Annotated in this window: 23 protein-coding genes and 1 other RNA gene; 8 read left to right on the top strand and 16 right to left on the bottom strand. The window is 44.6% G+C overall.

The features are described 5' to 3' along the window. Window positions 1-528: 528 nt before the first annotated feature. On the bottom strand, window positions 529-2,184 hold the full coding sequence (locus FFM74_RS07215) for a formate--tetrahydrofolate ligase (RefSeq protein WP_137625958.1): 1,656 nt from the start codon (window positions 2,182-2,184) through the stop codon (window positions 529-531). A 107-nt stretch (window positions 2,185-2,291) separates the two neighbouring features. Beyond that, entirely contained in the window at window positions 2,292-2,678 is a 387-nt protein-coding gene (locus FFM74_RS07210) for an EbsA family protein (RefSeq protein WP_137625957.1), read from the bottom strand. A gap of 35 nt (window positions 2,679-2,713) precedes the next feature. On the opposite strand from FFM74_RS07210, the gene FFM74_RS07205 reads away from it, so the two are divergent. After that, on the top strand, window positions 2,714-3,100 hold the full coding sequence (locus tag FFM74_RS07205) for an RNase H family protein (RefSeq protein WP_137625956.1): 387 nt from the start codon (window positions 2,714-2,716) through the stop codon (window positions 3,098-3,100). Here the strand turns inward: FFM74_RS07205 and FFM74_RS07200 are convergent. The 3 genes from FFM74_RS07200 to FFM74_RS07190 form a co-directional block, all read right to left on the bottom strand. Beyond that, the gene (locus FFM74_RS07200) at window positions 3,097-4,206 is read right to left on the bottom strand and encodes an NAD(P)/FAD-dependent oxidoreductase (RefSeq protein WP_137625955.1); all 1,110 of its coding nucleotides are present in this window, start codon (window positions 4,204-4,206) and stop codon (window positions 3,097-3,099) included. The two genes, FFM74_RS07205 and FFM74_RS07200, sit on opposite strands and share 4 nt — an antisense overlap. 167 nt (window positions 4,207-4,373) lie before the next feature. After that, window positions 4,374-4,976, bottom strand: a complete 603-nt coding sequence (locus tag FFM74_RS07195; protein ID WP_137625954.1) for a nitroreductase family protein — start codon at window positions 4,974-4,976, stop codon at window positions 4,374-4,376. A gap of 338 nt (window positions 4,977-5,314) precedes the next feature. Continuing rightward, complete coding sequence (locus FFM74_RS07190) at window positions 5,315-5,506, bottom strand: hypothetical protein (protein ID WP_137625953.1); 192 nt, start codon at window positions 5,504-5,506, stop codon at window positions 5,315-5,317. 436 nt (window positions 5,507-5,942) lie between these two features. On the opposite strand from FFM74_RS07190, the gene FFM74_RS07185 reads away from it, so the two are divergent. Next, entirely contained in the window at window positions 5,943-7,064 is a 1,122-nt protein-coding gene (locus tag FFM74_RS07185; RefSeq protein WP_137625952.1) for a hypothetical protein, read from the top strand. 91 nt (window positions 7,065-7,155) lie between these two features. On the opposite strand, the gene FFM74_RS07180 is transcribed toward FFM74_RS07185, so the two are convergent. Further along, a complete protein-coding gene (locus tag FFM74_RS07180; protein ID WP_171000676.1) occupies window positions 7,156-7,761 on the bottom strand; it encodes a histidine phosphatase family protein in 606 nt (201 codons plus the stop codon). 106 nt (window positions 7,762-7,867) lie between these two features. On the opposite strand from FFM74_RS07180, the gene FFM74_RS07175 reads away from it, so the two are divergent. Next, window positions 7,868-8,710 carry a LysR family transcriptional regulator gene (locus FFM74_RS07175; RefSeq protein ID WP_137625950.1) on the top strand — a complete coding sequence of 281 codons (843 nt, stop codon included), beginning with the start codon at window positions 7,868-7,870 and terminating at the stop codon, window positions 8,708-8,710. 38 nt (window positions 8,711-8,748) lie between these two features. On the opposite strand, the gene FFM74_RS07170 is transcribed toward FFM74_RS07175, so the two are convergent. Together FFM74_RS07170 and FFM74_RS07165 are read right to left on the bottom strand one after the other, a co-directional pair. Further along, window positions 8,749-9,933: a multidrug effflux MFS transporter gene (locus FFM74_RS07170; RefSeq protein WP_137625949.1), complete on the bottom strand. Its 1,185-nt coding sequence runs from the start codon at window positions 9,931-9,933 to the stop codon at window positions 8,749-8,751. Window positions 9,934-10,202: 269 nt separating this feature from the next. Next, entirely contained in the window at window positions 10,203-11,912 is a 1,710-nt protein-coding gene (locus tag FFM74_RS07165) for an MFS transporter (RefSeq protein ID WP_137625948.1), read from the bottom strand. 91 nt (window positions 11,913-12,003) lie between these two features. Between FFM74_RS07165 and FFM74_RS07160 the strand changes: the two genes are divergently transcribed. Continuing rightward, on the top strand, window positions 12,004-12,528 hold the full coding sequence (locus FFM74_RS07160; protein WP_137625947.1) for a TetR/AcrR family transcriptional regulator: 525 nt from the start codon (window positions 12,004-12,006) through the stop codon (window positions 12,526-12,528). A gap of 37 nt (window positions 12,529-12,565) precedes the next feature. On the opposite strand, the gene FFM74_RS07155 is transcribed toward FFM74_RS07160, so the two are convergent. The 4 genes from FFM74_RS07155 to FFM74_RS07140 all read right to left on the bottom strand — a co-directional run bounded on the left by FFM74_RS07155 (window position 12,566) and on the right by FFM74_RS07140 (window position 14,915). Continuing rightward, on the bottom strand, window positions 12,566-13,054 hold the full coding sequence (locus FFM74_RS07155; RefSeq protein ID WP_137625946.1) for an isochorismatase family protein: 489 nt from the start codon (window positions 13,052-13,054) through the stop codon (window positions 12,566-12,568). A gap of 98 nt (window positions 13,055-13,152) precedes the next feature. Next, window positions 13,153-13,935, bottom strand: coding sequence for an aminoglycoside adenylyltransferase domain-containing protein (locus tag FFM74_RS07150; protein WP_414672074.1), 783 nt, complete (start codon window positions 13,933-13,935; stop codon window positions 13,153-13,155). 1 nt (window position 13,936) lies between these two features. After that, complete coding sequence (locus tag FFM74_RS07145) at window positions 13,937-14,269, bottom strand: MazG nucleotide pyrophosphohydrolase domain-containing protein (protein WP_137625944.1); 333 nt, start codon at window positions 14,267-14,269, stop codon at window positions 13,937-13,939. An 82-nt stretch (window positions 14,270-14,351) separates the two neighbouring features. Continuing rightward, on the bottom strand, window positions 14,352-14,915 hold the full coding sequence (locus tag FFM74_RS07140; protein ID WP_137625943.1) for a nucleotidyltransferase family protein: 564 nt from the start codon (window positions 14,913-14,915) through the stop codon (window positions 14,352-14,354). Between the two features lie 626 nt (window positions 14,916-15,541). Between FFM74_RS07140 and FFM74_RS07135 the strand changes: the two genes are divergently transcribed. Next, window positions 15,542-16,297 carry an alpha/beta fold hydrolase gene (locus FFM74_RS07135; RefSeq protein WP_137625942.1) on the top strand — a complete coding sequence of 252 codons (756 nt, stop codon included), beginning with the start codon at window positions 15,542-15,544 and terminating at the stop codon, window positions 16,295-16,297. A gap of 19 nt (window positions 16,298-16,316) precedes the next feature. After that, a complete protein-coding gene (locus FFM74_RS07130) occupies window positions 16,317-16,499 on the top strand; it encodes a hypothetical protein (protein WP_137625941.1) in 183 nt (60 codons plus the stop codon). A gap of 87 nt (window positions 16,500-16,586) precedes the next feature. Here FFM74_RS07130 and FFM74_RS07125 read toward each other — a convergent pair whose 3' ends face one another. From FFM74_RS07125 to FFM74_RS07110, 4 genes are all read right to left on the bottom strand, one after another. Continuing rightward, window positions 16,587-17,735, bottom strand: a complete 1,149-nt coding sequence (locus FFM74_RS07125; RefSeq protein ID WP_137625940.1) for a THUMP domain-containing class I SAM-dependent RNA methyltransferase — start codon at window positions 17,733-17,735, stop codon at window positions 16,587-16,589. Between the two features lie 232 nt (window positions 17,736-17,967). After that, window positions 17,968-18,346: RNase P RNA component class B (gene rnpB / locus FFM74_RS07120), an RNA gene on the bottom strand. A gap of 15 nt (window positions 18,347-18,361) precedes the next feature. Continuing rightward, a complete protein-coding gene (gpsB, locus tag FFM74_RS07115; RefSeq protein ID WP_003638751.1) occupies window positions 18,362-18,703 on the bottom strand; it encodes a cell division regulator GpsB in 342 nt (113 codons plus the stop codon). Window positions 18,704-18,777: 74 nt separating this feature from the next. After that, window positions 18,778-19,347 (bottom strand): SLOG family protein, encoded by a 570-nt coding sequence (locus FFM74_RS07110; RefSeq protein WP_137625939.1) that lies wholly within the window; start codon window positions 19,345-19,347, stop codon window positions 18,778-18,780. Between the two features lie 104 nt (window positions 19,348-19,451). On the opposite strand from FFM74_RS07110, the gene recU reads away from it, so the two are divergent. Together recU and FFM74_RS07100 are read left to right on the top strand one after the other, a co-directional pair. Then, window positions 19,452-20,060: a Holliday junction resolvase RecU gene (gene recU / locus FFM74_RS07105; RefSeq protein ID WP_137625938.1), complete on the top strand. Its 609-nt coding sequence runs from the start codon at window positions 19,452-19,454 to the stop codon at window positions 20,058-20,060. Window positions 20,061-20,086: 26 nt separating this feature from the next. Next, the gene (locus tag FFM74_RS07100; RefSeq protein ID WP_137625937.1) at window positions 20,087-22,363 is read left to right on the top strand and encodes a transglycosylase domain-containing protein; all 2,277 of its coding nucleotides are present in this window, start codon (window positions 20,087-20,089) and stop codon (window positions 22,361-22,363) included. The last annotated feature ends 224 nt before the right edge of the window (window positions 22,364-22,587 follow it).

The raw sequence follows: 22,587 nt of genomic DNA, 5'->3' as shown, positions 1-22,587 counted from the left end.
AATAGATTCTAATTTCCGCCTACCGGGTGGGTCGTTTGGGGCTGGAACGCCATGAACCATTTTTGAGCCAAAGAGCGGTCTCAAAAGCTGGTTTTTGACTAACCGCGGACAAACCACCACGCTAAGTCAATGCCACGGCTGAGCCCCAAACGACCCACCCTCACGGCTAAAAATGTGCACTATTTTAAGAAACGGTTAGTTAAAAATCTTGAACAGTTGCTGGCTGACCACAACAATCAGTGTTTAAAAATAATCATCTCCAGACAAGCAACTAACTTAATGTGTGCTAACTCAACTAGGGATTAAAGAGACTACTTTGTCCGGCAGTCTTCCTAATGAGAGCAATTTTACAGTAGCAGCCATTTTCTCCTAGTTAGAAAGCTCTTGTCCATGACAACAAAATGCGAACTAGAACAATATTAACCTCAACAAAGCCACCGTATCAACTACGACGACTTCATTGAGGTTAACAATATACTTATTCAAACTGAACGCTAATTATAGATTTCTCAGCTTGTCTCAAACTTTTTAGAACAATCCTGAAATCTTGCCGTCATCCGTAATATCCATATCCAATGCTGCGGGATGCTTTGGCAGGCCTGGCATTGTCAACACATTGCCAGTCAGTGCCACAATGAACCCAGCCCCTAATTTCGGGACAAATTCCCGAACTTTAATCGTAAACCCAGTTGGTGCCCCTAATAACTTAGGATTATCACTCAATGAATATTGCGTCTTTGCCATACAAATTGGCAGCTTATCCCAGCCATAGGTTACAAATGAGCGTAACTGACGCTTGGCCTTGCCTGAATACTCAACATTGGCGCCACCATAAATCTTAGTGACGACCGCATTGACTTTGGCCTCAATGCTGTCAGTTGTCGCATACAGGGGTTTAAAGTCACTTGGTTGGTCGGCTAATTTGACAACCGTTTCGGCAAGTTCCGTGGCGCCAGCACCACCCTTGCCCCAAACATCGGCTAAAACGGCTTGGACACCTAAGTTCGCACAATACGCCTTCACTGCGGCAATTTCTGCCTCCGTATCGGCAGTAAATTCATTGATTGCAACGACTACTGGTACACCGTATTGCGCCATGGCGTGAATATGATGCCCGAGATTCGCGGCACCTTGTTTCAACGCCTCCACATTCTCATCGCCTAAATCGGCCAACGCCACACCACCATGCATCTTCAGCGCACGAATCGTTGCGACAATCACAACCGCATCTGGTGCCTGTCCCACTGCCGGAACGTTAATGTCCATAAATTTTTCGCCACCGAGATCGGCACCAAAACCGGCCTCTGTAACTGTATAATCGGCTAAGTTCAAACCGGCTTGGGTGGCTAAGACACTGTTACAGCCATGCGCAATATTCGCAAACGGCCCACCATGAACCATGGCCGGCGTATGTGCCAGTGTTTGAACCAAGTTTGGTCGTAAAGCTTCCTTAAGTAATAGCGCAATTGCACCGCCAACTTGTAAATCTGCCACCGTGACTGGTTGCCGGTCACGCGTATAGCCGATAACGATCCGATTGATTCGTTTCTTTAAATCGGCAATGTTTTCTGATAAACAAAGAATTGCCATAAGTTCACTAGCAACGGTAATATCAAAACCATCTTCACGTGGCACACCAGAGGTTGGCCCGCCTAAACCAATCACAATTCGACGTAAGGCGCGATCATTAATATCCAACGTCCGTTTCCATTGAATTCGACGCTGATCAATGCCAAGCGCATTGCCTTGTTGGATATGATTATCAATTAAGGCGGCCAAGGTATTGTTGGCGGCGGTTAACGCGTGCATATCACCAGTAAAGTGTAAGTTAATGTCTTCCATTGGAATAACTTGAGAATAGCCGCCACCCGTGGCGCCACCTTTCATACCCATGACTGGTCCTAAAGATGGTTCCCGTAAAGCAATCATGGTTGACTTGCCAATTTTGGTCAAAGCATCTCCTAAGCCAATGGTCACCGTGGATTTACCTTCGCCAGCCGGTGTGGGGTTGATCGAGGTCACTAAGATCAATTTACGCTTCGTCGTTTTACGTGGCAACGGTAATTTGACCTTGGCCTTAGCGCTCCCATATTGATCAATGTCATCAGCTGTTAAGCCGGCCTTAGCCGCAATTTCGGTAATTGGTGCTGGTGTGACTTGTTGTGCGATTTCGATATCTTTCATTCAAAAATCCGCCCCTCTAATCAAGATAGGTTAATTATACCGGTTTTTACGACAAAAAACGACCAAATCAAAACATTAGTTTTGATTTGGTCTTAAAAGTTCGGTTATTAATCATTTTGCGCTAAATTAATTAACTGATTACGACTTTTCTTCGGCATCAAGAACTGATAGTCGTTGCCGTCAATTCGAACCTTAATCCCACCTTTTACCGCTGTGATCATTTCTAATTGATCACGGGGGATGACGAGCCAAGAATGATTGAAGACGGTACTAAAAATGATCAAATTGCGGTCAACCGTTACGCGGCGCATCACCAATTGGATCGCACTGATAAAGATGAACAGGCCAAAAATCAAAAGTAAGGGCCATTGAAATTTTAGCGTTTCCAGCCACCAAACAATGCCAATCATTAAGATTAATAATGTCCATGACCACACGATCAAACTTGAAGCTAGATTTGGTTGATACTTAAAGGTATGCTTAGAATTAGTCACCAATCTAAATTCCTTTCATAATGGAGTGAGTTTTAATGCAATTATATACTGACGCTGCCACCGAGCCAGCTAGCGAACATAGTGCCGCCGGAATCTTACTCATCGACAACGGTCACCAACAACAACTGAAACAGCCGCTGCCACCAAGTGACAATCATACGGCCGAATTCTTAGCGGCAATCGCCGGTTTCAAAGTGTTGCTTGAGCAATATGGGTCGACGCAGACCGTCTTCTTTTACACCGATAGCAAAATTGTCGCTGAGAGTATCAGCAAAGGTTATAGTAAAAGTTTTAACGTTGAATTACAAATTTTATTGCAGTTACAAGATCAGTGCCAAGTTGTGATCACGCAGTGGCTGCCTGAAAGCCAAAATCATGGTGCTCATCAGCTCGCACAACAAGGCTTACATTTGGCTGACTAATCAGCTGCTTCCAAATAAGTCTCAATTGGCCGCTGATAGTGGTCCCAATCAGTCTGGTTGCCAGTTCGAACATAATCTGCTAATAATTTACCAACCATTGGTCCCGTCGTTAGCCCTGATGAGCCCAAACCACTGGCAACTAGAATGTGCGGATTGTCTGGTAACGGTCCGAAGAACGGTGCGAAATCGTGCGTATAAGCACGTGTCCCAACCTTGATTTGGCTAATCTGATCTATTTTCAGCCGCTGATCTAATTTTGCCCCGCTGGCGAATAAATCTTGTTCAACCAGTTCAGACCTTTGTAAATCATAGCCCATGTCGTCTTCGTGGGTCGCACCCACAACGAGTTTGCTCCGGGTAAATGGAATAAAATCACGTTCGCCTTCAGGCATTAAGACTGGCACATCATCACCCCAAGACTCAGGTAACTGTAACTCAATCAGTTGACCCTTCTGTGGCCGAACATCTGCCACAATTCCCATTGGTAATAGCAGTGGTTTAAGCCAAGCCCCCACTGCTAAAATGAGGGTGTCATACGCTTGTTGACCATGTGGCGTCAGTAATTGTCCTTGATCACCAAGTGTAACCTTACCCTTATGCCGGACTAAATTGCGCTGTTCAGCATATTTCAGCAAGTTATGCGCAAATTTGTCCCCATCAACGCGTGCCCCACCACTAATAAAAATCCCCGGTTCTGGGTCAGTTAGCAACGGAATCCGTTTCTGCACCTCGGCAGCAGTCAGTTTTTCAACCGTTCCAATTTGCGGCGCTTGTTGGCGACGCGCAATTGCCAAGTCATACAGCTCTTCCAAATCAGCGGGATCATGTCTGGTCACAATGGTACCCGCCTGCTGGTAAACCGAATAACCCATTTGCGTGTCTTCGACAATTTCAGGATAAAGGGCGGCACCGGCTTTGGCCAACTCGTACCATCGCTGATTGCGACGCTTTGAAAGCCACGGTGAAATGATTCCCGCCGAGTTTTTAGTTGCTTGACCAATGCCCTCATCATAAATTGTCACATTGAGCGTGGGGTCCGCACTTAAATAGTAAGCAGTGACCGCGCCAACAATTCCACTACCAATAATCGTTACTTGTTTTTGCATCCTGACACCCTCCACAACCATTCTAAATTCTATTCTAGCATACGCCCATTTGATTGCGTTGGCGAACAATATCGGTTTGGGGATTTCTTTAGAAATTCCCAAAAGTGATTCGAACTGCAATGACCCACAAAAAAAGCCAACATTACGTTGACTTCAATGGATCAGCTTTATTCAAAAATCTTGAAACGATCGGCATCTGCCATAAAACCTTTATCACCGGCTGCGGCTTCAATTGACCCAAATGGCATTTGCCCGCGTAGTCGCCAGTTTTCAGGAATATCATAAGCTTGTGCCACTTGGTCATCAATGAGTGGATTGTAATGTTGCAAGTTCGCCCCGATGCCATTTTCAGCGAGCGCAGTCCAAACACTATACTGGGCATTGCCTTGAGCCTGTTCAGACCAGTCGGCAAAATTAGCGGCATATAATGGAAAATCTGTTTCATTTTGTTTAACAACCGCGGTATCTGTAAAGTACAAGATCGTGCCATAAGCGGCCTTAAACCCGGCTAACTTTTCAAGGGTCTTTTGATAAGCCGCTTCAGTGGGAACTTCGGATTTCAACCGCTCCGCAGTCATGTCCCATAAATCGTCATGATAGTGATTAAACAAAATCACGGCGCGAGTGGTTTGATTATTAAAAGCTGATGGCGCATTCTTGATGGCTGTTTCAATCAATGTCACGAGTTCAGAATTAGCTTGTGGCAGTTTTTTGCCTAACGCATAAATTGTCCGTCGTTTCGCTTGTAATTGAATAAATTGATTTTCCATAATTGGTTATCATCCTCACTTGGTTTAGTAAACTTAGTATATCACTTACTTTTAGTTAGTAAAGTATTTTAGTCAATTTAAACAAAAAAGCCGCCGTCAGTTTTGGTGACGGTGGCAGACATTATCATAATTATTTTAAAACCCAAACACAGATACGTTTCATATTACGTTCGTTAACATTTACCTTTGTTCGGTAACTTTCCCAACTGAATGCTGGTATACACATTATTTTTTGCTAAATTAGCCTAATTAGCTTGCCCAAGTTAGTCAAAAGTGCACGAGCTAGCCGTTGCACTTGAAATTGCTTGACTTCGGGACTTCTGGTCAGAAAAACTGGCTCAATATTCTTCAAAGAATAGGGTCGGTGTTTTAATTTCTGTATTTTGTTGTAAGATTGCTTTTCGAAAGACGACTTCATCTTGCTGCACCAACACCTGATTAAGTAGCTCATCAGGTAAGCCGTCCAAAAACTCTTTTAATTCCAGGCCAGTTAATCGCCTATTTTTATCGCTATCTAACTCGATAAACATGTTGGTTAAATCCTCCATCTCTCAAACCTAACTAATTTAAATAAGTTTAACGCATCCACCCATGCGAGACCTACAATTATGACTTTTGATACTCAAATTCTCATCAGATTAACGCCACTCCCCAGTAGTAAATCTAATTGGTTTAGCAACCATTTTATAGTATACATTTTAATCGAAAACTTGCGACCTATCACAGGAATAACCATCACCCCTATTAACTGTAACTTTAAAACTTGCTATGTAATTAAAAGCGCTTTCTCAAGCTTAATCACCCCTAAATTTCTCATGACTAACTCATGAGAGTTGACGGCATGACCCCAACGTACAAAGAACTTAAGAAAATCTCAAGGTTTACAAAACGTCTTAGTTTGGGCGATAATGTGTTTTACACTGAAATAAGCGTTACACTATACTTTATTTTAAAGGACTTACGTATATGTCAATTATCATTAGTACTATCGTGGCCGTCATCCTATTGTTGGTTGGCGTCGGCTGCTTTTATCTCAATTGGCGCAAGCCATATTTACAACCGACCACAGCACCAAAAACAAACCGCGCGCAGTTAAAATTGCAACAACAGGCGCGTCAGACAATTACAGCCGCCCAACCGGGATTAAAATGGTTATATTTAACAAGCCAAATTGCCCTGTGGCTTGGAATCGCCTGCTGGTTAGTGAGCCTCTACTTGTTGGAAGCCAAACTTGATTTGCTCGTGTTCCCAACGGCGTTATCCTGGGTCAGCGCCAGCTTAATGGTTGCTGGGGGAGCGTTATTGCTTGTTTACCCACTGGTATGGCCTAGCCAAAGTTACACTTATTGGGTCAACCACGCTTCGAACGAACAAGCCTTTGTTCCAGCTAACACAAAATCGTTTAACCGTTATCGCCGCCAACAAATCTGGGGAACAATCGCCATTGCGGCCGCTGGGCTCTTGCTCTGGGCCAGTCGTATTTTAGCAATTGGGACACAACCGGTTATCTCGGTTCAAGATTTAATCATGGCTTTAATTGCGGCCATCCCAATCATCGCGTTAGTCGTGCTTTTAGCGCAAATTCCTTACTTACATCAAAACCGATATTTATTAGTTGAAAGTAACGAAATCCGTTGGGGGCAACGCCACTACCAAGCGACTAAGGCGTTACTACATCACGAACCTACGTTGAAGACCAAGGTTATCACTGCACACGTGATTCGTATCGTTGGGTACGTTTTAGGCTTGATCTCAATCTCTATCCTCTATCGCAATATTATCGCCCCAGCCTTCTCAGTAGATCTAACCGCTGTCTTTCCAGCCACGATTATTGCTTTAGTTGGCTTGATCTGTGTAGAGGCCGTCAGCTTTTTCTGGCCAGCTCATCATTATGAGGACTTTGATCGGCTAGACACGACCAACTTACCATTCAAAATTGCTGAACCAACGACAGTTGCCCGCTTCCGTTACCATTTACGGGTCAGCCATGTCGCCGCAAGTATTATTTGGATCGCAATTTGGTTGATCATCTTAGCAAGTTACTATTACGTGACACTAATGGCCGCTTACAGTAGTTATTCTTACTAGCAAACCCAAAACTGGCAACAACCAAAATCGGTTGTTGCCAGTTTTTTATACTCATTACTCATCACCATAATGGCAAGCTAATTTTAATTAATCATTCATCATGGCTGATACGATTCATAAAGGCGACCTGATAGCGTCCAGCAGTCAAGGTTAACTTCGTCAAACTGGTTGGTTGCGGATCCGGAATTGCAACAATTGGCTGTTGTAATAACTGCGCTAGCAACACGCGCAACGTAACTCGGTGCGCAACGATTAACAAAGTTTCCTTGGGATAAACTTGTAAACTTCGTTCGAACCCTCGCTGTGCCCGCTGTTGTAACTGCGCAAATGTCTCACCGCCATTCAAGGCCTCAAACGCCGTGGGATCATGCCAAAATCGTTGCCATTCGACCGGTGATACTTGTTGAATGGCCCGGTGTGTTTGTCCTTCCCAACATCCCATATTCAATTCCTGAAATTCCGGAACCGTCGTGATGGGTCGCTTGATCTGGGCATTTAAATGTTGGGCCGTCTGTTGCGCGCGCGGACTCGGACTAACTAAAATCCGATCAATCTTTGGTAATTTTGTCAGGTGATACCCCAATTGATCCGCCTGCTGTAATCCTCGCGGGGTTAAAGCTGAATTTTTGAATCCTTGCATCCGATGTTCCTGGTTCCAAATCGTCTGACCATGCCGAACAAAGTATAATATTGTCATGCTAATCATTCCTCTCTGAAAACGATTATACGAGACCTGATTATTGCGGTATAATACAAAATAATCATTATTGATAACTTGAGGTTATCAGTTAGGCAGGCTTCCGATGAATTTACATCAACTTCACTTATTTTACGTCGTTGCACAAACCTTAAGCGTCGGCCAGGCGGCTAAAAAGCTTCATATTAGTCAACCAGCAGTTAGTAAACAATTAAAACAACTTGAAACGACTTACGGTGTCCGGTTGCTGGAAGCCCAAGGTCGTGGCATCCAATTGACGCCTTTTGGAAAGACCATCTTTCAAGCAGCCCACCCCTTGTTTGAACAGGCGGCCTACATTGAGACCTTGTTGACCACCAGTCAGGCAACGGTCTTGCAATTAGCCGGGACCCAATTAGCCCTTAACCAAGTTCTCACACCAGCACTCAGGTTGCACGCCCAACTTAAAGTGTTACGTTTGAATACCACTGAAATTATCGACCGACTACAACGGCATCAGCTAGATTTGGCACTATTACCTAAAAAACTAACTTGCTCAGACTATCGTCGCTTTATCGCAGCTCAGGATCATTGGGTATTCGTCGCAGCCAAAAGTTATCCAATCACAGCAGTCACTTTAGCCCAATTACGGCAACTCCCTTTGATCATTCGCGAACCTGGCAGTACCACGCAGGCCGTCCTGACCCAAGTGCTCGGAACGGATCAGTTTGAACATCCTTTGGAAACTAACGACCAGACCACGGCCATGCAGCTTGTCAGGCAACAACAAGGAATCTATTTCTGTGCCGCTGCCAGTGTACAGGCGCTATTAACGGCTCAAGTTCTAAAAATCCTGACTGTCACCGATTATCAGCCGGCTAACCGGACCCTTTACCTTTACGAAAATCAGGATGCAACGCGTTTAAGCCGTGTTCAGGCTTGTCGGCGCCAGCTCATCACAGCAATCTAAAACTGCGCGCTAGCCAAATTGACTTGCGCGCAGTTGTTTTAATTTTTTAAATAATGCCGTTGGACCAAGAAATAACTGGTCAGCATTAAACTACTAAGAACAATAATATAAGCTGGCAACCTCAAAATCGTGCCATTATGCAAGCAACTCATTAAATAAGTCAGCCCACTGACGACGAGATAGTAGGCTAAGCTGAACCACCCACTAGCGCGACCCATGATGGCTTCGTAGCCAATTAATGCGCGATTCAAGCAATTGGGCAAGGCAATATTCAAGCCTAAAAAAGTCATAAAAATACTTACCAATAGCCAAACCACTTGATCAAATTGGGCCGCCAGCAATAAGCCTACCGCTGCAACCGTGCTCAAACTAAACCCAGCTAAAATAAGTTGCTCCGGCCGATGAGTCGTCAACAACTGTGTCACGAGTAGTGCGGCAACCAAACTAGCCATCGCCAAGATTAAGCCAAGTAGGCCATATTGAACGGTTGAAAAACCAAAGTGCGTTTCAAAAATAAACGGCGCTTCAGCGTAATAACTAAACAAGATGCCATTAATGCCACCAATTAAAAAACCGTACTCCCAGACGACGGGATCTCGCGCCAGCCGCTTTAAAGTGACTGGCGTTGACGCTGTCGTTCCGGCCGTCATTCCAATTGGTCGCGTTTCTGGTAAACGCCAACCACTATAGAGCAAGATTAACCCTGCCATGCCAATCAGCGTGCTGAAAACTTGTCGATAGCCAAACCAAGCTTGTACTAGACCACCAATTAGTGGTCCTAAAGCAGGTGCTAGTGCCATCGCGGCGCTCGTCTGGGCAAAAATCTTTGCCCCAGCCATGCCACTAAAACTCTCACGCATGATTGTTTGTGTCACGACGGAGCCAGCACTGGCACCAAACGCTTGCACGCAGAGCCAACCAATTAGCCAACCGAAATTGGCACTTGCAAATAATCCGATGTTACCTAACAAGTAAACGGCGATGCCTGCCAACATGGCTGGCCGGCGACCGACCAAATCGGCTAACTGCCCCCAAAATAGGACGCCAATGGCAAAAGCAACAAAATAACTACTCATCGTCAACTGAACTTGACTAGCACTGACACGTAGCGCCCGGCTGAGCGCAGGTAAAACTGGTGTAAAAATTGATTCGCTGATTTGGGGAAAGCCCACCAACGTAATAATTAGCATTAAAGATGGTCCGTTTTTTTGGACGTTTTTCATGATCATTTCTCCTAAAATTTAATCTACGGAAAAACGTCCTCGACCATCTACAGCAACACAAACCAAAATTTGGCGATATGACATGGTCGTCACCTCATTTCTTAGTCTTTTTAGCATAACGACTCTAGTGTCAGCTGTCAAAGGCTATATCACGGTTATTGGTCATGACAAACGTTACGCTATGCCACTTTACCAGTGATGTTTTTTGCTGGTTTCCATTCTTTTGCCTGTCGAGATTTTCTTAGTCAGTCTCCCCGGCCAGGTTAACTTTATTTTGACACTGAGTTGGCCAAATAATCACGCCGCCGATCAAACAGACCAATCGTGAGTAACATGACGAATGTGAAAGGCAGCGCCCGCTGATAAGGCTGAATAAATGCCTTGGTCAACTCACGTTTAGTTTGATGTTTGATTTTCAAGACCGCCGAATAAATGCGCTGATTCGTCAAAGCGACTGAGTTGGTCACCTTTTGACGGACTTGCGATCGTGCCTGCGCTTTAATCGCTGCTGGCGCTTGCACCAGTTGTGGTTGTTGCAACACACTGGCCTCATTTTCAGCAATGAGCCGTTTAGTTTTGGCCGGGGTGATGAAGGTCTTGGTCGTCTGCGTCGGTGTCTTTTCAGTCGCTAATTGCGTCTTCACTTGTGTCAAGGTATCGCGCTTGGCTTGTGTAGAAATCGCCAATTCGGACACATTCGCTTGTGCTGCTCGCCAAATATGCTGCTTGGCGGTCACTAAATTCGTCGACAGCGCCGAAACGAAGATGGCAACAGCTAATGAGGTCCCAATTTGACGGAACACACCAATTACACTTTGTGAGGCCGTCAACAACGCGCCAGTAAAATCAGCGGCGGCTAACACGGTAATGGGACCGATAATGATGCCATAACCACCCCCAATTAACATTGCCGCCAACATGACCTGCCAGTAAACATTGGGGTTCATCATAGTCAGCTGCCAATAGCCCCCAATCATCGCGATTGTCCCAATGGCAATGACCAAACGAGGCCCCACTTTTCCAAGCAAGACCCCACTGAGCGGTGAAAAAATAAATATCATCACGGAAGCGGGCGTAATCATCAGGGCTGCCATTAACTCTGAGGCATTTTGAACCTTCGTAAAAAAGCTGGGCATTAAAACGAGCAACGCCACTAAGAAAATTCCGGATAGTACTGTCATCAGGGCGGCACCATTAAACTGACGCGCTTTAAATAACGCTAACGGCATCATTGGTTGTGAGACGCGAGCTTCCGTCACGATAAATCCAATTAATGCCAACAGGCTAAGTCCCAGTAACCCTAGGATGAGTTCACTTGTCCAGCCCCAATCACTCCCTTTGACTAATGCCAGCGTCAAGCTACCCAAAGTCACCATTGATAGCCCGCTCCCTAGCCAGTCTAAGCGAAGCTGATCTGGTCGACGGTCGTGCCAATCTAACAAACAGACACAACTAATCAGTGCAATGACGACCAGGGGCACGTTAATCAGAAAAATTCCGCGCCAACCAAACCATTGCGTGACCGCCCCACCAATCGTTGGTCCCATGGCGGACGCTAAACCTTGTGTAACACCCAACATTGCGATGGCCGTCGTTCTTTTAGCTAACGGAACAGCTTGAATCGCAATCGTCATGCTAGCGGGAAACACAATTGCCGCACCGATACTCTGGATTGATCGTCCGAAGATCAGCCAATCAACAGTCCCAGCGAGTCCAGAACTTAAAGAGCCCACTAGGAAAAGGCCTAGCCCCAGCACATAAATTTTGGTACGGCCAATTAAATCCGCAACCCGTCCTAATGGAATGGTCAAACTGGCAAATAGAATCGTATAACTATTTAAAGCCCACGATAATTGCGTTAAATTCGTCGATAATCCGGTCTGAATCGCCGGTAACGCAATGTTCATGACAGTCGTATCTAATAGACATAGAAAGATTCCGAGCGCCATCGTTAAGATAATTTTGGTTGTTTTCGTCATACTAAATTCCCCCTAAGTGATAATCGCAGTATAGTTGTGCGATACTAAAGGGGTAAACAGTTAGGTTACAAAAAGGAGGTTTTTGTTAACTATGAGTCCACAAGAACAAAAGCAGCAACATCTCGCTGCCACCTACCGTGCCTTGCTCCAACTAATGTCTCGCAAACCTATGAGCTTAATTTCCATCACTGAGCTCTGCCAAGCCGCGCAAGTGTCACGAACTTATTTTTATCGGAATTTTGGTAATTTTGATAAAATTATTTTTACTTATCAAATACAATATATGAGCCACTATTTACGGGGCTTACCGAACACCCCTAAAGTAACGTTGACCAAGTTGATGGCGAACTATTTTGAAATCATTCAGCAAGATGCTGTCAACAATCGTCTGCTCTTACAAAATGGTAAAAGTTTAATTTTCACGCAAACTTTTCAAACGGTCTTTGTGGCACTGCTTCGTCAAGACCGTATTGCGACCCATAGTCAAATCATTAATGAACCCTATTATTTAGAATTTTTCTCAGGCGCGGTCGTTAATTTAGCCGCAACTTGGTTACAACATGATTTTCCTGAATCACCGACCTATTTAGCGCAACAAGTCGCTAAATTCGCTTAAAAAACCAGGATCGCTACTAGCCATCCTGGTTTCGATACTAATCTATCAGTGTGGCAAAACTACCGTCCCAAATACTTTCGTGATGTTGCCGAATTTGAGCTGCAGTTAACCCGTTGGCATCATAAGTGGTGCTATTTCCCCGAATCATCATCATTTGAAACCCGCAAAAATGACCAACTCGAATCGCTGTATCCACACAATATTCCGTTTGTAAGCCACAAACTTCAACTTGCTTGACTTGCAAACGCCGCAAATAGTCGGCCAGCCCAGTCTCAAAAAATGAATCCGAGTGCGTTTTTAAGATGACCCGATCAACCGCTTGTCGTGGCAGTTGTGGCGCCAATTGCCAGGCTGCACTGCCGTAGACTAACTCATCATCCGTATGTTGCATAAAAACCACCGGGCGTTTGGCTGAGTGGTACTGCTCAATTCGTGCACTAACTTTCGTTAAAACGCTCGCGTAATCAACCGTATCGCTGAGCCCAGTTTGCATATCAATCACTAGTAACACATCTGATAGTGTCATTAACTCATCCCTTTTAATTTGCTTATTGATTAATACAACGACTTATTTTACATCATCATCATGATCTTTGTCAGCTCTAATAACCATTTTTATCGTCATCAAGTCAACGATTCCGCGATGCCGATTTTGGCTAACATCCAGCTGGCAAAGGCCGTCAATTGTGCTTGATCGTATTTCGGCGGCTTGGCCGCTGGTGACTGGTAAGCGGTTAACGCGTGTTGCATGACCGGCCAATACTGTCGTTGCAGATGCGTTAATCCCCATTGACCGCCGCCAGCTTTTGACAGAATCAGGCCATCAGTGCGATAGGCCAAAACTCGGCATAGGTTTAAAACCGTATACGTGGGGGTCTCATGGATCGTCTGTCGTGCATCCGCAATATCAAAAACTAGGCTAGCCCAATAATCTTCGCTGGGAACCGGTGCAAAAACGTTTGCAATCGCGGGGCCTAGTAACACCTGACCGGTAGTCGTTAAAATCGTTAAGTGCGCTGCCAAATCAGGGTCAGTCCCATGCATCTGTGCTAAATAAGCTTGCGGTCGCGCTAAATATTCCGCATAGTGCATCTTTGAAAAGTGGAAGTCGAACGGTAAGGGTTGCTGAAAATGCAGAGTATCCGCCAATAGTAACACATGAAATTCAAGTCCCTTTGCCGGTGCAAGCGGCCATAGCTTGGTCAAAGTTTGCGTCATCAAAGCTTGTTTTTCGGCCAACTTTAACGGTCGCTTGACGATGACAATGTAATCCAGATCACTGACTTGTTCTTGATATGACCCCAGGACATACGACCCATGTAAGTAAATTCCCACCAGATTTTGGCCCAATGTTTTTGAATAAGTGCTTTTTAAGCGTCGTAACAACTCAAGTGTTCGTTCTAACAGTTTAATCACCAGCTTGGTCTTTAAAGCGCTGTTTTAACTTTTGCTCACTCGCCTGTAACAATTGTTCTGGATCAAGTTTGAACTTACTACTCATAATTAAGACTTGATCTAAAACATCAGCTAGCTCTTCTTCTAAATTCGCATTTAAGTCAGCCTGACTAGGCGTTGACTCACCGGGATGATCACGGCCAATTTCAAGAGCGCGGATGGCTCGTGACAATTCACCGACTTCCTCAGTCAGAAAATTCAAGCGAATAAACGGGGAATATTGATACCACTGCCGTTGCTGATAAAATTTAACTAACCATGCTTGGTGCGCTTTAAGTGTTGTCAAAATAGGCCTGCTTTCAGATGTCCTTAGTTAGTGCCAACTGTGTGAGTCTTAACCCATTGCGATTGCAAGACTGCTGGTTTCATTAATGATCACTGACCTGCAACTTCGGCCAGCGCTGTTGCCACTGCTTTGCTTGCATGCGTTGCCGATAAATGGCTAAATGGCGGGCATCTTGTTGATACATGGGAATCGGTCGACATTTTAGTGTCATCAAGTCTTGGACTCCATGCGGCGTAATAAGTTCCAGTTGATCATCACTGGTCAATCGCGCACCGATACAAGTCGGGACTTCGACAAAATGGCCGATCGCATCCGCTACCGAGTCAAACGCCGGTCCATCATTAAAATTATAATGCGCCATATAGACTTCATTTTTAACTTGCCACTGATATTGCGGCGCCCACTGTTGGAGCTGCCCATCAATGGCTAAGTCATCATTTGCCGGTCGTTGTGGGTCAAAGAATACCACATCGACATCATTCAACAGTTCGATGGGCTGATCGCTCAATGCCTGCCAAACTGAATTCCGAATACTGCCTGCAGCTAAACAGCCCTGAGGCAGTCCCAAGCGGCGAATTAACTGTAAGATTTGCCATAAATCCGGCGTTGTTCGTAAGATGTTTTTGATGTAAGCCTCATCTGTCATCTTTTCACCATCCTCAATTGATTGCTGACACTAGACCGCATTTCATTTACGCTGATTACTAATAATTATGGCATGGTTTGACCAGCTAAACAATCCTAACTACAGGTTGCAAGTTTAAAAATAAGTGTGAACAGAACCATATCAGTACCGGTTCCTAATTAATCTGCATGAGCTGGTTATTGACACGATGGAAATTATTCGCGAATTTCATCTTTCAATTTTTAGATTCTAATAAACTGACGCCATTATTTTTAAAGATCAAATATTTTTAAACTTTTTTATCTTTATAACCATTAGCCTGGCTGGAAGGCGTCGCTGATTGCATCGGACGTGAAATTCCCGTTTGAGCGGCGTTTTTTAGCCGGTCTTACGGGACGGACGGTCCGGGATAGTTGCGGTTTTTGCAACCATTCCGGGCGAAGGGCAAGACCGCTCCCCAGGCTTGACCTGGTCCCTCGTCCGCATGTAATCAGTGATGCCTGGAAGCGACAACGTTGACTTCTTTTCATCTTTCAACCGCATTTGACTAACAGACAATCACTGGCAATCATATAAGCATCTCAGTTGTTTTTTATAACTTTTTCTGTCAAAGTTAAGTTATCAAATAATAAAGTGAGATTATTGCAATGGTTGAAATTTTGCAAAGAAAGTTACAAGATGTGCCCATCCTAGAAGTTGTCGCGGACGAGCACCGTTACCAAGCCACACCCCTAGTGGTTTTTTACCACGGTTGGCGCTCAGAAAAAGAACTCGTCTTAACTCAGGCGCGCAAATTGGCACAAAAAAACATCCGGGTCATCTTACCGGATGCGATGAATCATGGTCAGCGCCAGCAGCCCGTCAGTACCTTGCCGTCCATGACTTTTTGGAATAGCATTCAGGGAAACTTAGCCGAGTTTCAATTGATTATTGACTTCTATCGGCAACGCCACTTAATTTTAAATGACCAAATTGGAGTCGGCGGCTATTCCATGGGTGGGATGACCACTGGCGCCCTATTGACGCAACATCCTGAAATCAAAGCCGCCACTATTATTATGGGAACCCCAAATTTGAATGCCTATGCCCAATTAGTTCGTGAACACGCCGCCAAGCATCACTTGTATTTACCAGATGATATGCAACAATTAACCAGTTGGATTGATTATTATGATTTAAATCGACATCCGGAAACGATTAATCATCGACCACTACTATTTTGGCATGGCACTGATGACGAACGGATTCCGTATGCCCAGTCGCGCGATTTCTTTGACCGGATTCAGCCGCAACCCTATGCTGAACAAGTGGCTTTTATTACGGGTTATCAAGCGAAACATCTGGTTAAGATTCCATTGATGGAAAAAATCGCTAACTTTTTTGACTACTATTTGACCGACTGAATCACTGAAAGTGAGGGTCATGATGAAATTTAACTGTGCCAACTGTGGTAAAGCGTTGCAACACGATGAGCGCGCTTATATCGACATGCCCATTCCACCGCGTGGCATGACTGAGATTCAGGCTTATTTGAAACTTAATGGGGCGAAAATCTACTGTCACGACTGCGTTCAGATTCGATCAGGCCAACCAAAAAAAGCCTAAAAATAATGACACCGTCAAGTCGACGATGTCATTATTTTTAGGCTAATTACGACTTTCAGGCGCAATCATGTCAGCAATCGCCGTTAACTAATCACTCGTACGGGCAGGTCGAATTCGTTTACCCCAATACTGGAAGTAATCGGTACGTAACGCCCCGTTATACAGTTTCCGACGTTTCGTCGCTTTTTTGCCAAAGTAGTCTTCGAATTCTAAGTCGCTAGTTAAGATATACTTACTCCAACTAGGCAACTTCGCATAAACTTGACCCATTTGACGGTACAAAATGCGGACAGTATCACGGTCACTTAACCGTTCCCCATAAGGTGGATTGGCGATAATCACACCATTAACCTTATCAGTCGTGAAGTCTTTGACGGCCAATTGTTTGAAGTTGATGTCATGTAAGACACCAGCCTCCTGCGCGTTTAATCTTGCAATGTCGATCATTTTACCATCAATATCATAACCACTAATATCAAGTTCGATATCATGATTGATCTTAGATTTAGCATCATCACGTAGGTCTTGGCTCAGACCTGCCGGCACCCAATCCCACTTTTCACAAGCAAACGCGCGCTTGATCCCAGGCGCAATGTTGCGTGCCAACAAGGCGGCTTCAATTGGAATCGTTCCCGACCCACAAACCGGATCAACAAACGGATTGTCTGAGTACCATTTGGCTAACAACACTAAGGCTGCGGCCATGTTTTCTTTCAGCGGCGCGCCACCTTTTTCCAGACGATAACCCCGTTTAAACAAGCTGCTCCCGGTCGTATCCAATGTCAACATGACCTTATCCTTATTGATAGCGACTTCTAATGGGAACAACGCCCCAGTTTCGGGTAAATGACCATTTCGATGATAGGTAGCGGCTAACTGATTCACGATAGCCTTTTTGACGATTGACTGCACATCTGGCACACTGTGTAGTTTCGAATTACGTGACTTGCCTTCGACCGGAAATTCGGCATCCATCGGTAACAATTGATCCCATGGTAAGGCTAATGTTTTTTCGAATAACTCATCAAAGGTGTAGGCGTTAAACTCACCGACAATAATTTTGATACGATCGGCAGTTCGTAGCCAAATATTCGCCCGTAAAATATCTTCAATGGTCCCATTAAAACGGACACGGCCATTTTCCACTTGGGTTTGATAGCCGAGGTCGCGCAATTCGCGTCCTACCAAAGCTTCCATCCCACTCGCACATGTTGCAATTAATCTAAATTCTTGCATAGGTTCCTCCCGATTACTGTTTTTAATTAAAATTTATCGTTTAACTATTTTTACTGGCAAGCAGTTCTTTTTACTCGTAAGCTTGGCTGCTTCCGAAATGTGCTCAGTCCAGCTGGAGACTCCGCCGGCCTGCACACTCTAGTTTAGCATACTTCAAAGTTCGCAAACTTTCCGTATTAAAAAACTAGGACAAAAGCAAGCTTTTGTCCTAGTCTCCTGTCTAAATGTAAATTCCTGTAGGCCATGTTTTGTACCTAACTAAAGCACAGGTGTCTATTAGTTAGGCGGCAATCATCTATCTCGAGATCACAAGGATCTCCCCCCACATTTAGTTCATTTACTTATGTGAAGCGCCCCTACCGTAGTTTGGGTTGCCCGCTCGAGGGGTTTACCGCGTTCCAACTTAGTCGTTTCCAACTAAGTATCGTCACTGTGGCACTTTTCAGGAATACTCGGGCATAGCTTGCGCCTTAGTCGTTTTTTCCGCCGTAACCGATAAAATCGGTTCCCCAGCTTATTTTTTCACCGAGCACGAACACTACAAGCATCGCAGCTTGTGCGGGCATGGACCTTCCTCAGCCGACTTAAGCCGACCGCGATTACCCAGAATTTACATTGAATCACTGTTATAGACGATGTGATTCGTTTTGATTATTATCTAATTGGGCACCAAAGACGTGGCGTTCCAAGTTAGATAACCGTTTCAGAATATCCATGTTCGTCACCGTACTAGTTGGTTGTGAAGATGGACTGGTTGCACCAACGGCGACTTGCTTTGTCAGTTCGTCGACTTTGGCCCGCAACCGTTCGTTTTCATCTGAAAGTTGTTGGTTATCTTTAGTAAATGACTCATAGTCCTTAATGACATTGTCCAAGAACCCATCCACGTCAGCAGGATCATAACCCCGCATTTTTGGTTTAAATTCTTTTTGCAGGATGTCTTTGGGAGTAAAATTACGTTTAGCCATATTTAAAAACACCTCATTGTTATTCGCGCGACACCAAGTCGGCATCCGCATTACTTAAAACATTGTAGCAGACTTTATTCAAAATTAAAACCATTATTCTGTTTTTCTGCATACTCATTCGCACTTTCTTGTAACCAATCAAAATCAATGATGGTCAATGGATACGGATGGGTCTCATCAAACGACCGAATAATATCATAATCATAAGTCGGTTTCCCGGGATTATCTGGATCATACACCAAAGCCGCCCCATCCGTGTGCGTTAACATGAATTCTTGGTAATTTTTTAATTGTTGTGGATTTTCATAAGTTTGTTTACTAACTGCGGCGTGAAAATCAACTTGGGCTAATAAGGTTTGCAATTTAGCCTGATTGTTTTCGTTCCAGCGTCCCCCAAATTCACCGTAAGGGAGCATCATAGCCACTTTCAACTCAGGATAGGTCTGCTTCAACGCCAGTCCGACCTCGGCACACCACTGTTCCACACCAAGTTGACCGCCAGTGATTAGCCAGTCCATGCCGTCTTCAATCTGTTCGGTCAAATACCGCGTGAGTGCATATTTAATCACTTTTAATTTATCATCTTGATCACTAAACACACTTAATTCATAACTTCGATAGCCACTCATCCATAATCGACTCACAAAAAAATCTCCTTTTTACACGGGATTAGGTCTTCAAACTGTCACAGTTATTTCACATTACTTGCTTTAATGGTAAAATATGAAATTATTAGGAGGTTGATAATGTGACGATTCGTTATCCAAACGGCAAAGCATTTCGCCAACCCTCTCATTCTAAATCAAAGTCCACTAAGTTTGCCAACGTTAACTTCGGTGATCGGGGAATGAGCTTAGAATCAGAGCTCAATAGCAGCAATACCTATTATCTCGAAAATGATATCGCAGTTATTCATAAAAAGCCAATTCCCATCCAGATTGTTAAAGTTGATTATCCAAACCGTAGTGCCGCAGTGATTCGCGAGGCTTATTTCAAACAAGCTTCAACAACTGACTATAACGGGGTTTATCGTGGGAGATACTTAGATTTTGAGGCCAAGGAAACTAAAAGCACCACCGCTTTCCCCCTCAAAAACTTTCATGAACATCAGATTGAACACATGCGTAAATGTTTGGCACAAGATGGCATCTGCTTTGTCATCATTCGCTTTGCGGTCTTAAACCGTTTGTTCTTACTCACAGCGACCGACCTCTTTCATTATTGGGATCATCAAGCTGACGGTGGCCGAAAATCAATTCCACTTAAGGATATTGAAAAATTGGCCACTGAGTTGCACTATCACATCAACCCTCTCATCCCCTATCTAGACGCAATTGATCAGCTGATTGAGGGGTAATTATCACCTAGTTAAAGGAGATCATCATGGCAGGTAACAATGAACAAAATTCACGGGTTGCACGCAACCGTACCCAACCAAAGCCACCTAAAAAGCATTGGTTCCGACGTATCATTTTGGCGATTGTCGCGCTGATTGTCATCGGCGGCCTAGCAGGCGTCGGCTTATTTTTCTACTATGCCCAAAGTTCACCAACGATTACAGAGAGTAATCTAAAAAGTGAGAATTCAACGCGAATCTACGATGCCAATGGCAAGCTAGTCGCCAATCTTGGTGCTAGCAACCGGGACTATGTTAGTTCAAAAAACATTCCCGCGACACTTAAAAGTGCGGTCGTTTCAATTGAAGACCGACGCTTCTATCAACATAAGGGTGTCGATTATTACCGAATCTTGGGTGCCGCACTCGGAAACCTTAGAGGCAGCTCACTCGGGATGCAAGGCGGGAGTACTTTAACCATGCAATTGGTTAAACTCTCCGTCTTCTCAACCAAGGATTCTGATCGAAACTTTAAGGTCAAGGCCCAAGAAGCTTGGCTCGCCTTGAATGTTGAAAAGCATTTCAGCAAATCACAGATTTTGGAATACTACATTAATAAAGTCTACATGGGTAATGGGATCTACGGCATGGGTACCGCCGCACATTACTACTTCGGTAAGTCGCTCGACAAGTTGAGTCTCAGCCAACTCGCCTTATTAGCCGGCATGCCCCAGTCACCAACTTATTATGACCCAATCCAATATCCGACATATGCGACTAGCCGTCGAAACTTGGTGTTACAAGCGATGTACGACAATAAAGTCATCACGAAGCAACAAGAGACGGCCGCCATCAATGAAAACATTAAAACTGATTTAGCTTCAACTTCTGAACGGACGAGTATCATTGCCCAACAGAAACATAAGGTCATTGATGCTTATTTGAAAGAAGTCATCGCCGATTTGAAAGCTAAGGGTTACGATCCTTACAAAGATGGCTTAAAAGTTTATACAAACTTAAACTCCAACGCCCAACAACGGCTTTATGATATTGCCAACACTGACAATTATGTTTCGTATCCAAATGATACCGCCGCGAATCGTTTCCAACTAGGGGTTTCCGTGGTTGATTCATACACTGGTAAAGTCTCCGCGATGGTCGGTGCGCGTAAAAATGAGAATGTCACCTTTGGGACGAACCACGCCGTGCAACAAGATCGGTCGAACGCTTCAACCATGAAACCAATCTTAGACTACGGTCCCGCGATCGAGTACAAGAGCTGGCCAACTTATAAAACTGTCTCAGATACGAAATACAAGTATCCGGGCAGTAATACGTCAGTCAACGACTTTGATAACAATACTTTAGGCAACATGACCATGCGGCAAGCACTGGTGCAATCGCGTAATATTCCCGCCGTCAAGACGTTGCAACAAGTTGGTCGGGCGAACGCCACCACCTTTGCGAACAACCTTGGCATGAACTTTACTGGAACGATTCCTTACGCCTACGCCATTGGGGCTAACGTGTCCTCCCTGCAAGTTGCTGGTGCCTACGCTGCCTTTGCCAATGGTGGGACTTACCACAAGCCTTACTATATCAATAAGATTGTGACCCAAGATAACCGGACAACGAGTTATAGCAGTAATGGCAAACGAGTCATGAAAAAATCGACTGCTTACATGGTCACGGACATGTTGAAAGACGTCATTAATAGTTCAACTGGGACTGGGACCACTGCTAAAATCTCCGGCGTCTACCAAGCTGGTAAGACCGGGACTGATGGTTATCCAAAGAGCGCTAATAAGCCTTCTGACGCAGATATGGATTCTTGGATGGCCGGTTACACGAAGAACTACTCAGTCGCCGTGTGGACAGGTTATGACAAGCCAAATGAAGCCAATGGTTATATTGATTCCAGCACTGTCAAAATCTCACAAGTGATCTACCGTGAAATGATGACCTACTTGCAAGAACATTCACCAAATTCTGATTGGACCAAACCAAGCTCCGTTGGCACAGTTAAGAAGAACGGTATTGAAGAATTGTATGTCGTTGGGCATATCTTCTCTGCCACCGAAGCGAGTTCCGGAACTTCGTCTGCTGCTTCATCAAGCAGTGAGTCAGCTAGTTCAGATTCCAGTTCTTCATCTAGTGACTCATCCAGTTCCGAGTCGAGCTCATCGAGTTCTGAGTCGTCTTCATCAAGCTCAAGTTCTGAATCCTCATCAAGCAGTTCAGAATCCAGCAGTTCGAGTGAATCGTCAGCACCAGCCTCCTCAAGCTCAACTGAGCAGCCTGCTAATAACAATCAAGGTCAGTAAGTCAGCTACAAACGAAAAGCGCTCAAATCGCAGTTATTTGCGATTTGAGTGCTTTTTGTTTAATGACTAAAGGTTGAAAGAACAAAAGGGCTTGTAAGCACTGTCATATAGACAACAGACATTTCCAAATTAGTGGTAATTCCGCTTCAGCAGGCAGAAATCGCTGTGCTATGGTGGGACAGTCGCAGCCATAGTGCGGTCTGCAACTTCGATTTAAAGCCGAT

The sequence above is a fragment of the Lactiplantibacillus pingfangensis genome (genome assembly GCF_005404945.1).
Classification (GTDB): Bacteria; Bacillota; Bacilli; order Lactobacillales; family Lactobacillaceae; genus Lactiplantibacillus; species Lactiplantibacillus pingfangensis.
This window is presented reverse-complemented; position numbering and strand designations above follow the sequence as displayed.

What these genes read in the sequence shown, in the direction of transcription:
- FFM74_RS07175 (WP_137625950.1), top strand. Translation starts at nt 7,868, where the DNA reads ATGAATTTACATCAACTTCACTTATTTTACGTCGTTGCACAAACCTTA.
- FFM74_RS07165 (WP_137625948.1), bottom strand. Translation starts at nt 11,912, where the DNA reads ATGACGAAAACAACCAAAATTATCTTAACGATGGCGCTCGGAATCTTT.
- FFM74_RS07125 (WP_137625940.1), bottom strand. Translation starts at nt 17,735, where the DNA reads ATGCAAGAATTTAGATTAATTGCAACATGTGCGAGTGGGATGGAAGCT.
- FFM74_RS07170 (WP_137625949.1), bottom strand. Translation starts at nt 9,933, where the DNA reads ATGAAAAACGTCCAAAAAAACGGACCATCTTTAATGCTAATTATTACG.
- FFM74_RS07155 (WP_137625946.1), bottom strand. Translation starts at nt 13,054, where the DNA reads ATGACACTATCAGATGTGTTACTAGTGATTGATATGCAAACTGGGCTC.
- gpsB (WP_003638751.1), bottom strand. Translation starts at nt 18,703, where the DNA reads ATGGCTAAACGTAATTTTACTCCCAAAGACATCCTGCAAAAAGAATTT.
- FFM74_RS07195 (WP_137625954.1), bottom strand. Translation starts at nt 4,976, where the DNA reads ATGGAAAATCAATTTATTCAATTACAAGCGAAACGACGGACAATTTAT.
- FFM74_RS07130 (WP_137625941.1), top strand. Translation starts at nt 16,317, where the DNA reads ATGATGAAATTTAACTGTGCCAACTGTGGTAAAGCGTTGCAACACGAT.
- FFM74_RS07160 (WP_137625947.1), top strand. Translation starts at nt 12,004, where the DNA reads ATGAGTCCACAAGAACAAAAGCAGCAACATCTCGCTGCCACCTACCGT.
- FFM74_RS07185 (WP_137625952.1), top strand. Translation starts at nt 5,943, where the DNA reads ATGTCAATTATCATTAGTACTATCGTGGCCGTCATCCTATTGTTGGTT.
- FFM74_RS07205 (WP_137625956.1), top strand. Translation starts at nt 2,714, where the DNA reads ATGCAATTATATACTGACGCTGCCACCGAGCCAGCTAGCGAACATAGT.
- FFM74_RS07215 (WP_137625958.1), bottom strand. Translation starts at nt 2,184, where the DNA reads ATGAAAGATATCGAAATCGCACAACAAGTCACACCAGCACCAATTACC.
- FFM74_RS07200 (WP_137625955.1), bottom strand. Translation starts at nt 4,206, where the DNA reads ATGCAAAAACAAGTAACGATTATTGGTAGTGGAATTGTTGGCGCGGTC.
- FFM74_RS07190 (WP_137625953.1), bottom strand. Translation starts at nt 5,506, where the DNA reads ATGTTTATCGAGTTAGATAGCGATAAAAATAGGCGATTAACTGGCCTG.
- FFM74_RS07100 (WP_137625937.1), top strand. Translation starts at nt 20,087, where the DNA reads ATGGCAGGTAACAATGAACAAAATTCACGGGTTGCACGCAACCGTACC.
- FFM74_RS07140 (WP_137625943.1), bottom strand. Translation starts at nt 14,915, where the DNA reads ATGACAGATGAGGCTTACATCAAAAACATCTTACGAACAACGCCGGAT.
- FFM74_RS07180 (WP_171000676.1), bottom strand. Translation starts at nt 7,761, where the DNA reads ATGACAATATTATACTTTGTTCGGCATGGTCAGACGATTTGGAACCAG.
- FFM74_RS07135 (WP_137625942.1), top strand. Translation starts at nt 15,542, where the DNA reads ATGGTTGAAATTTTGCAAAGAAAGTTACAAGATGTGCCCATCCTAGAA.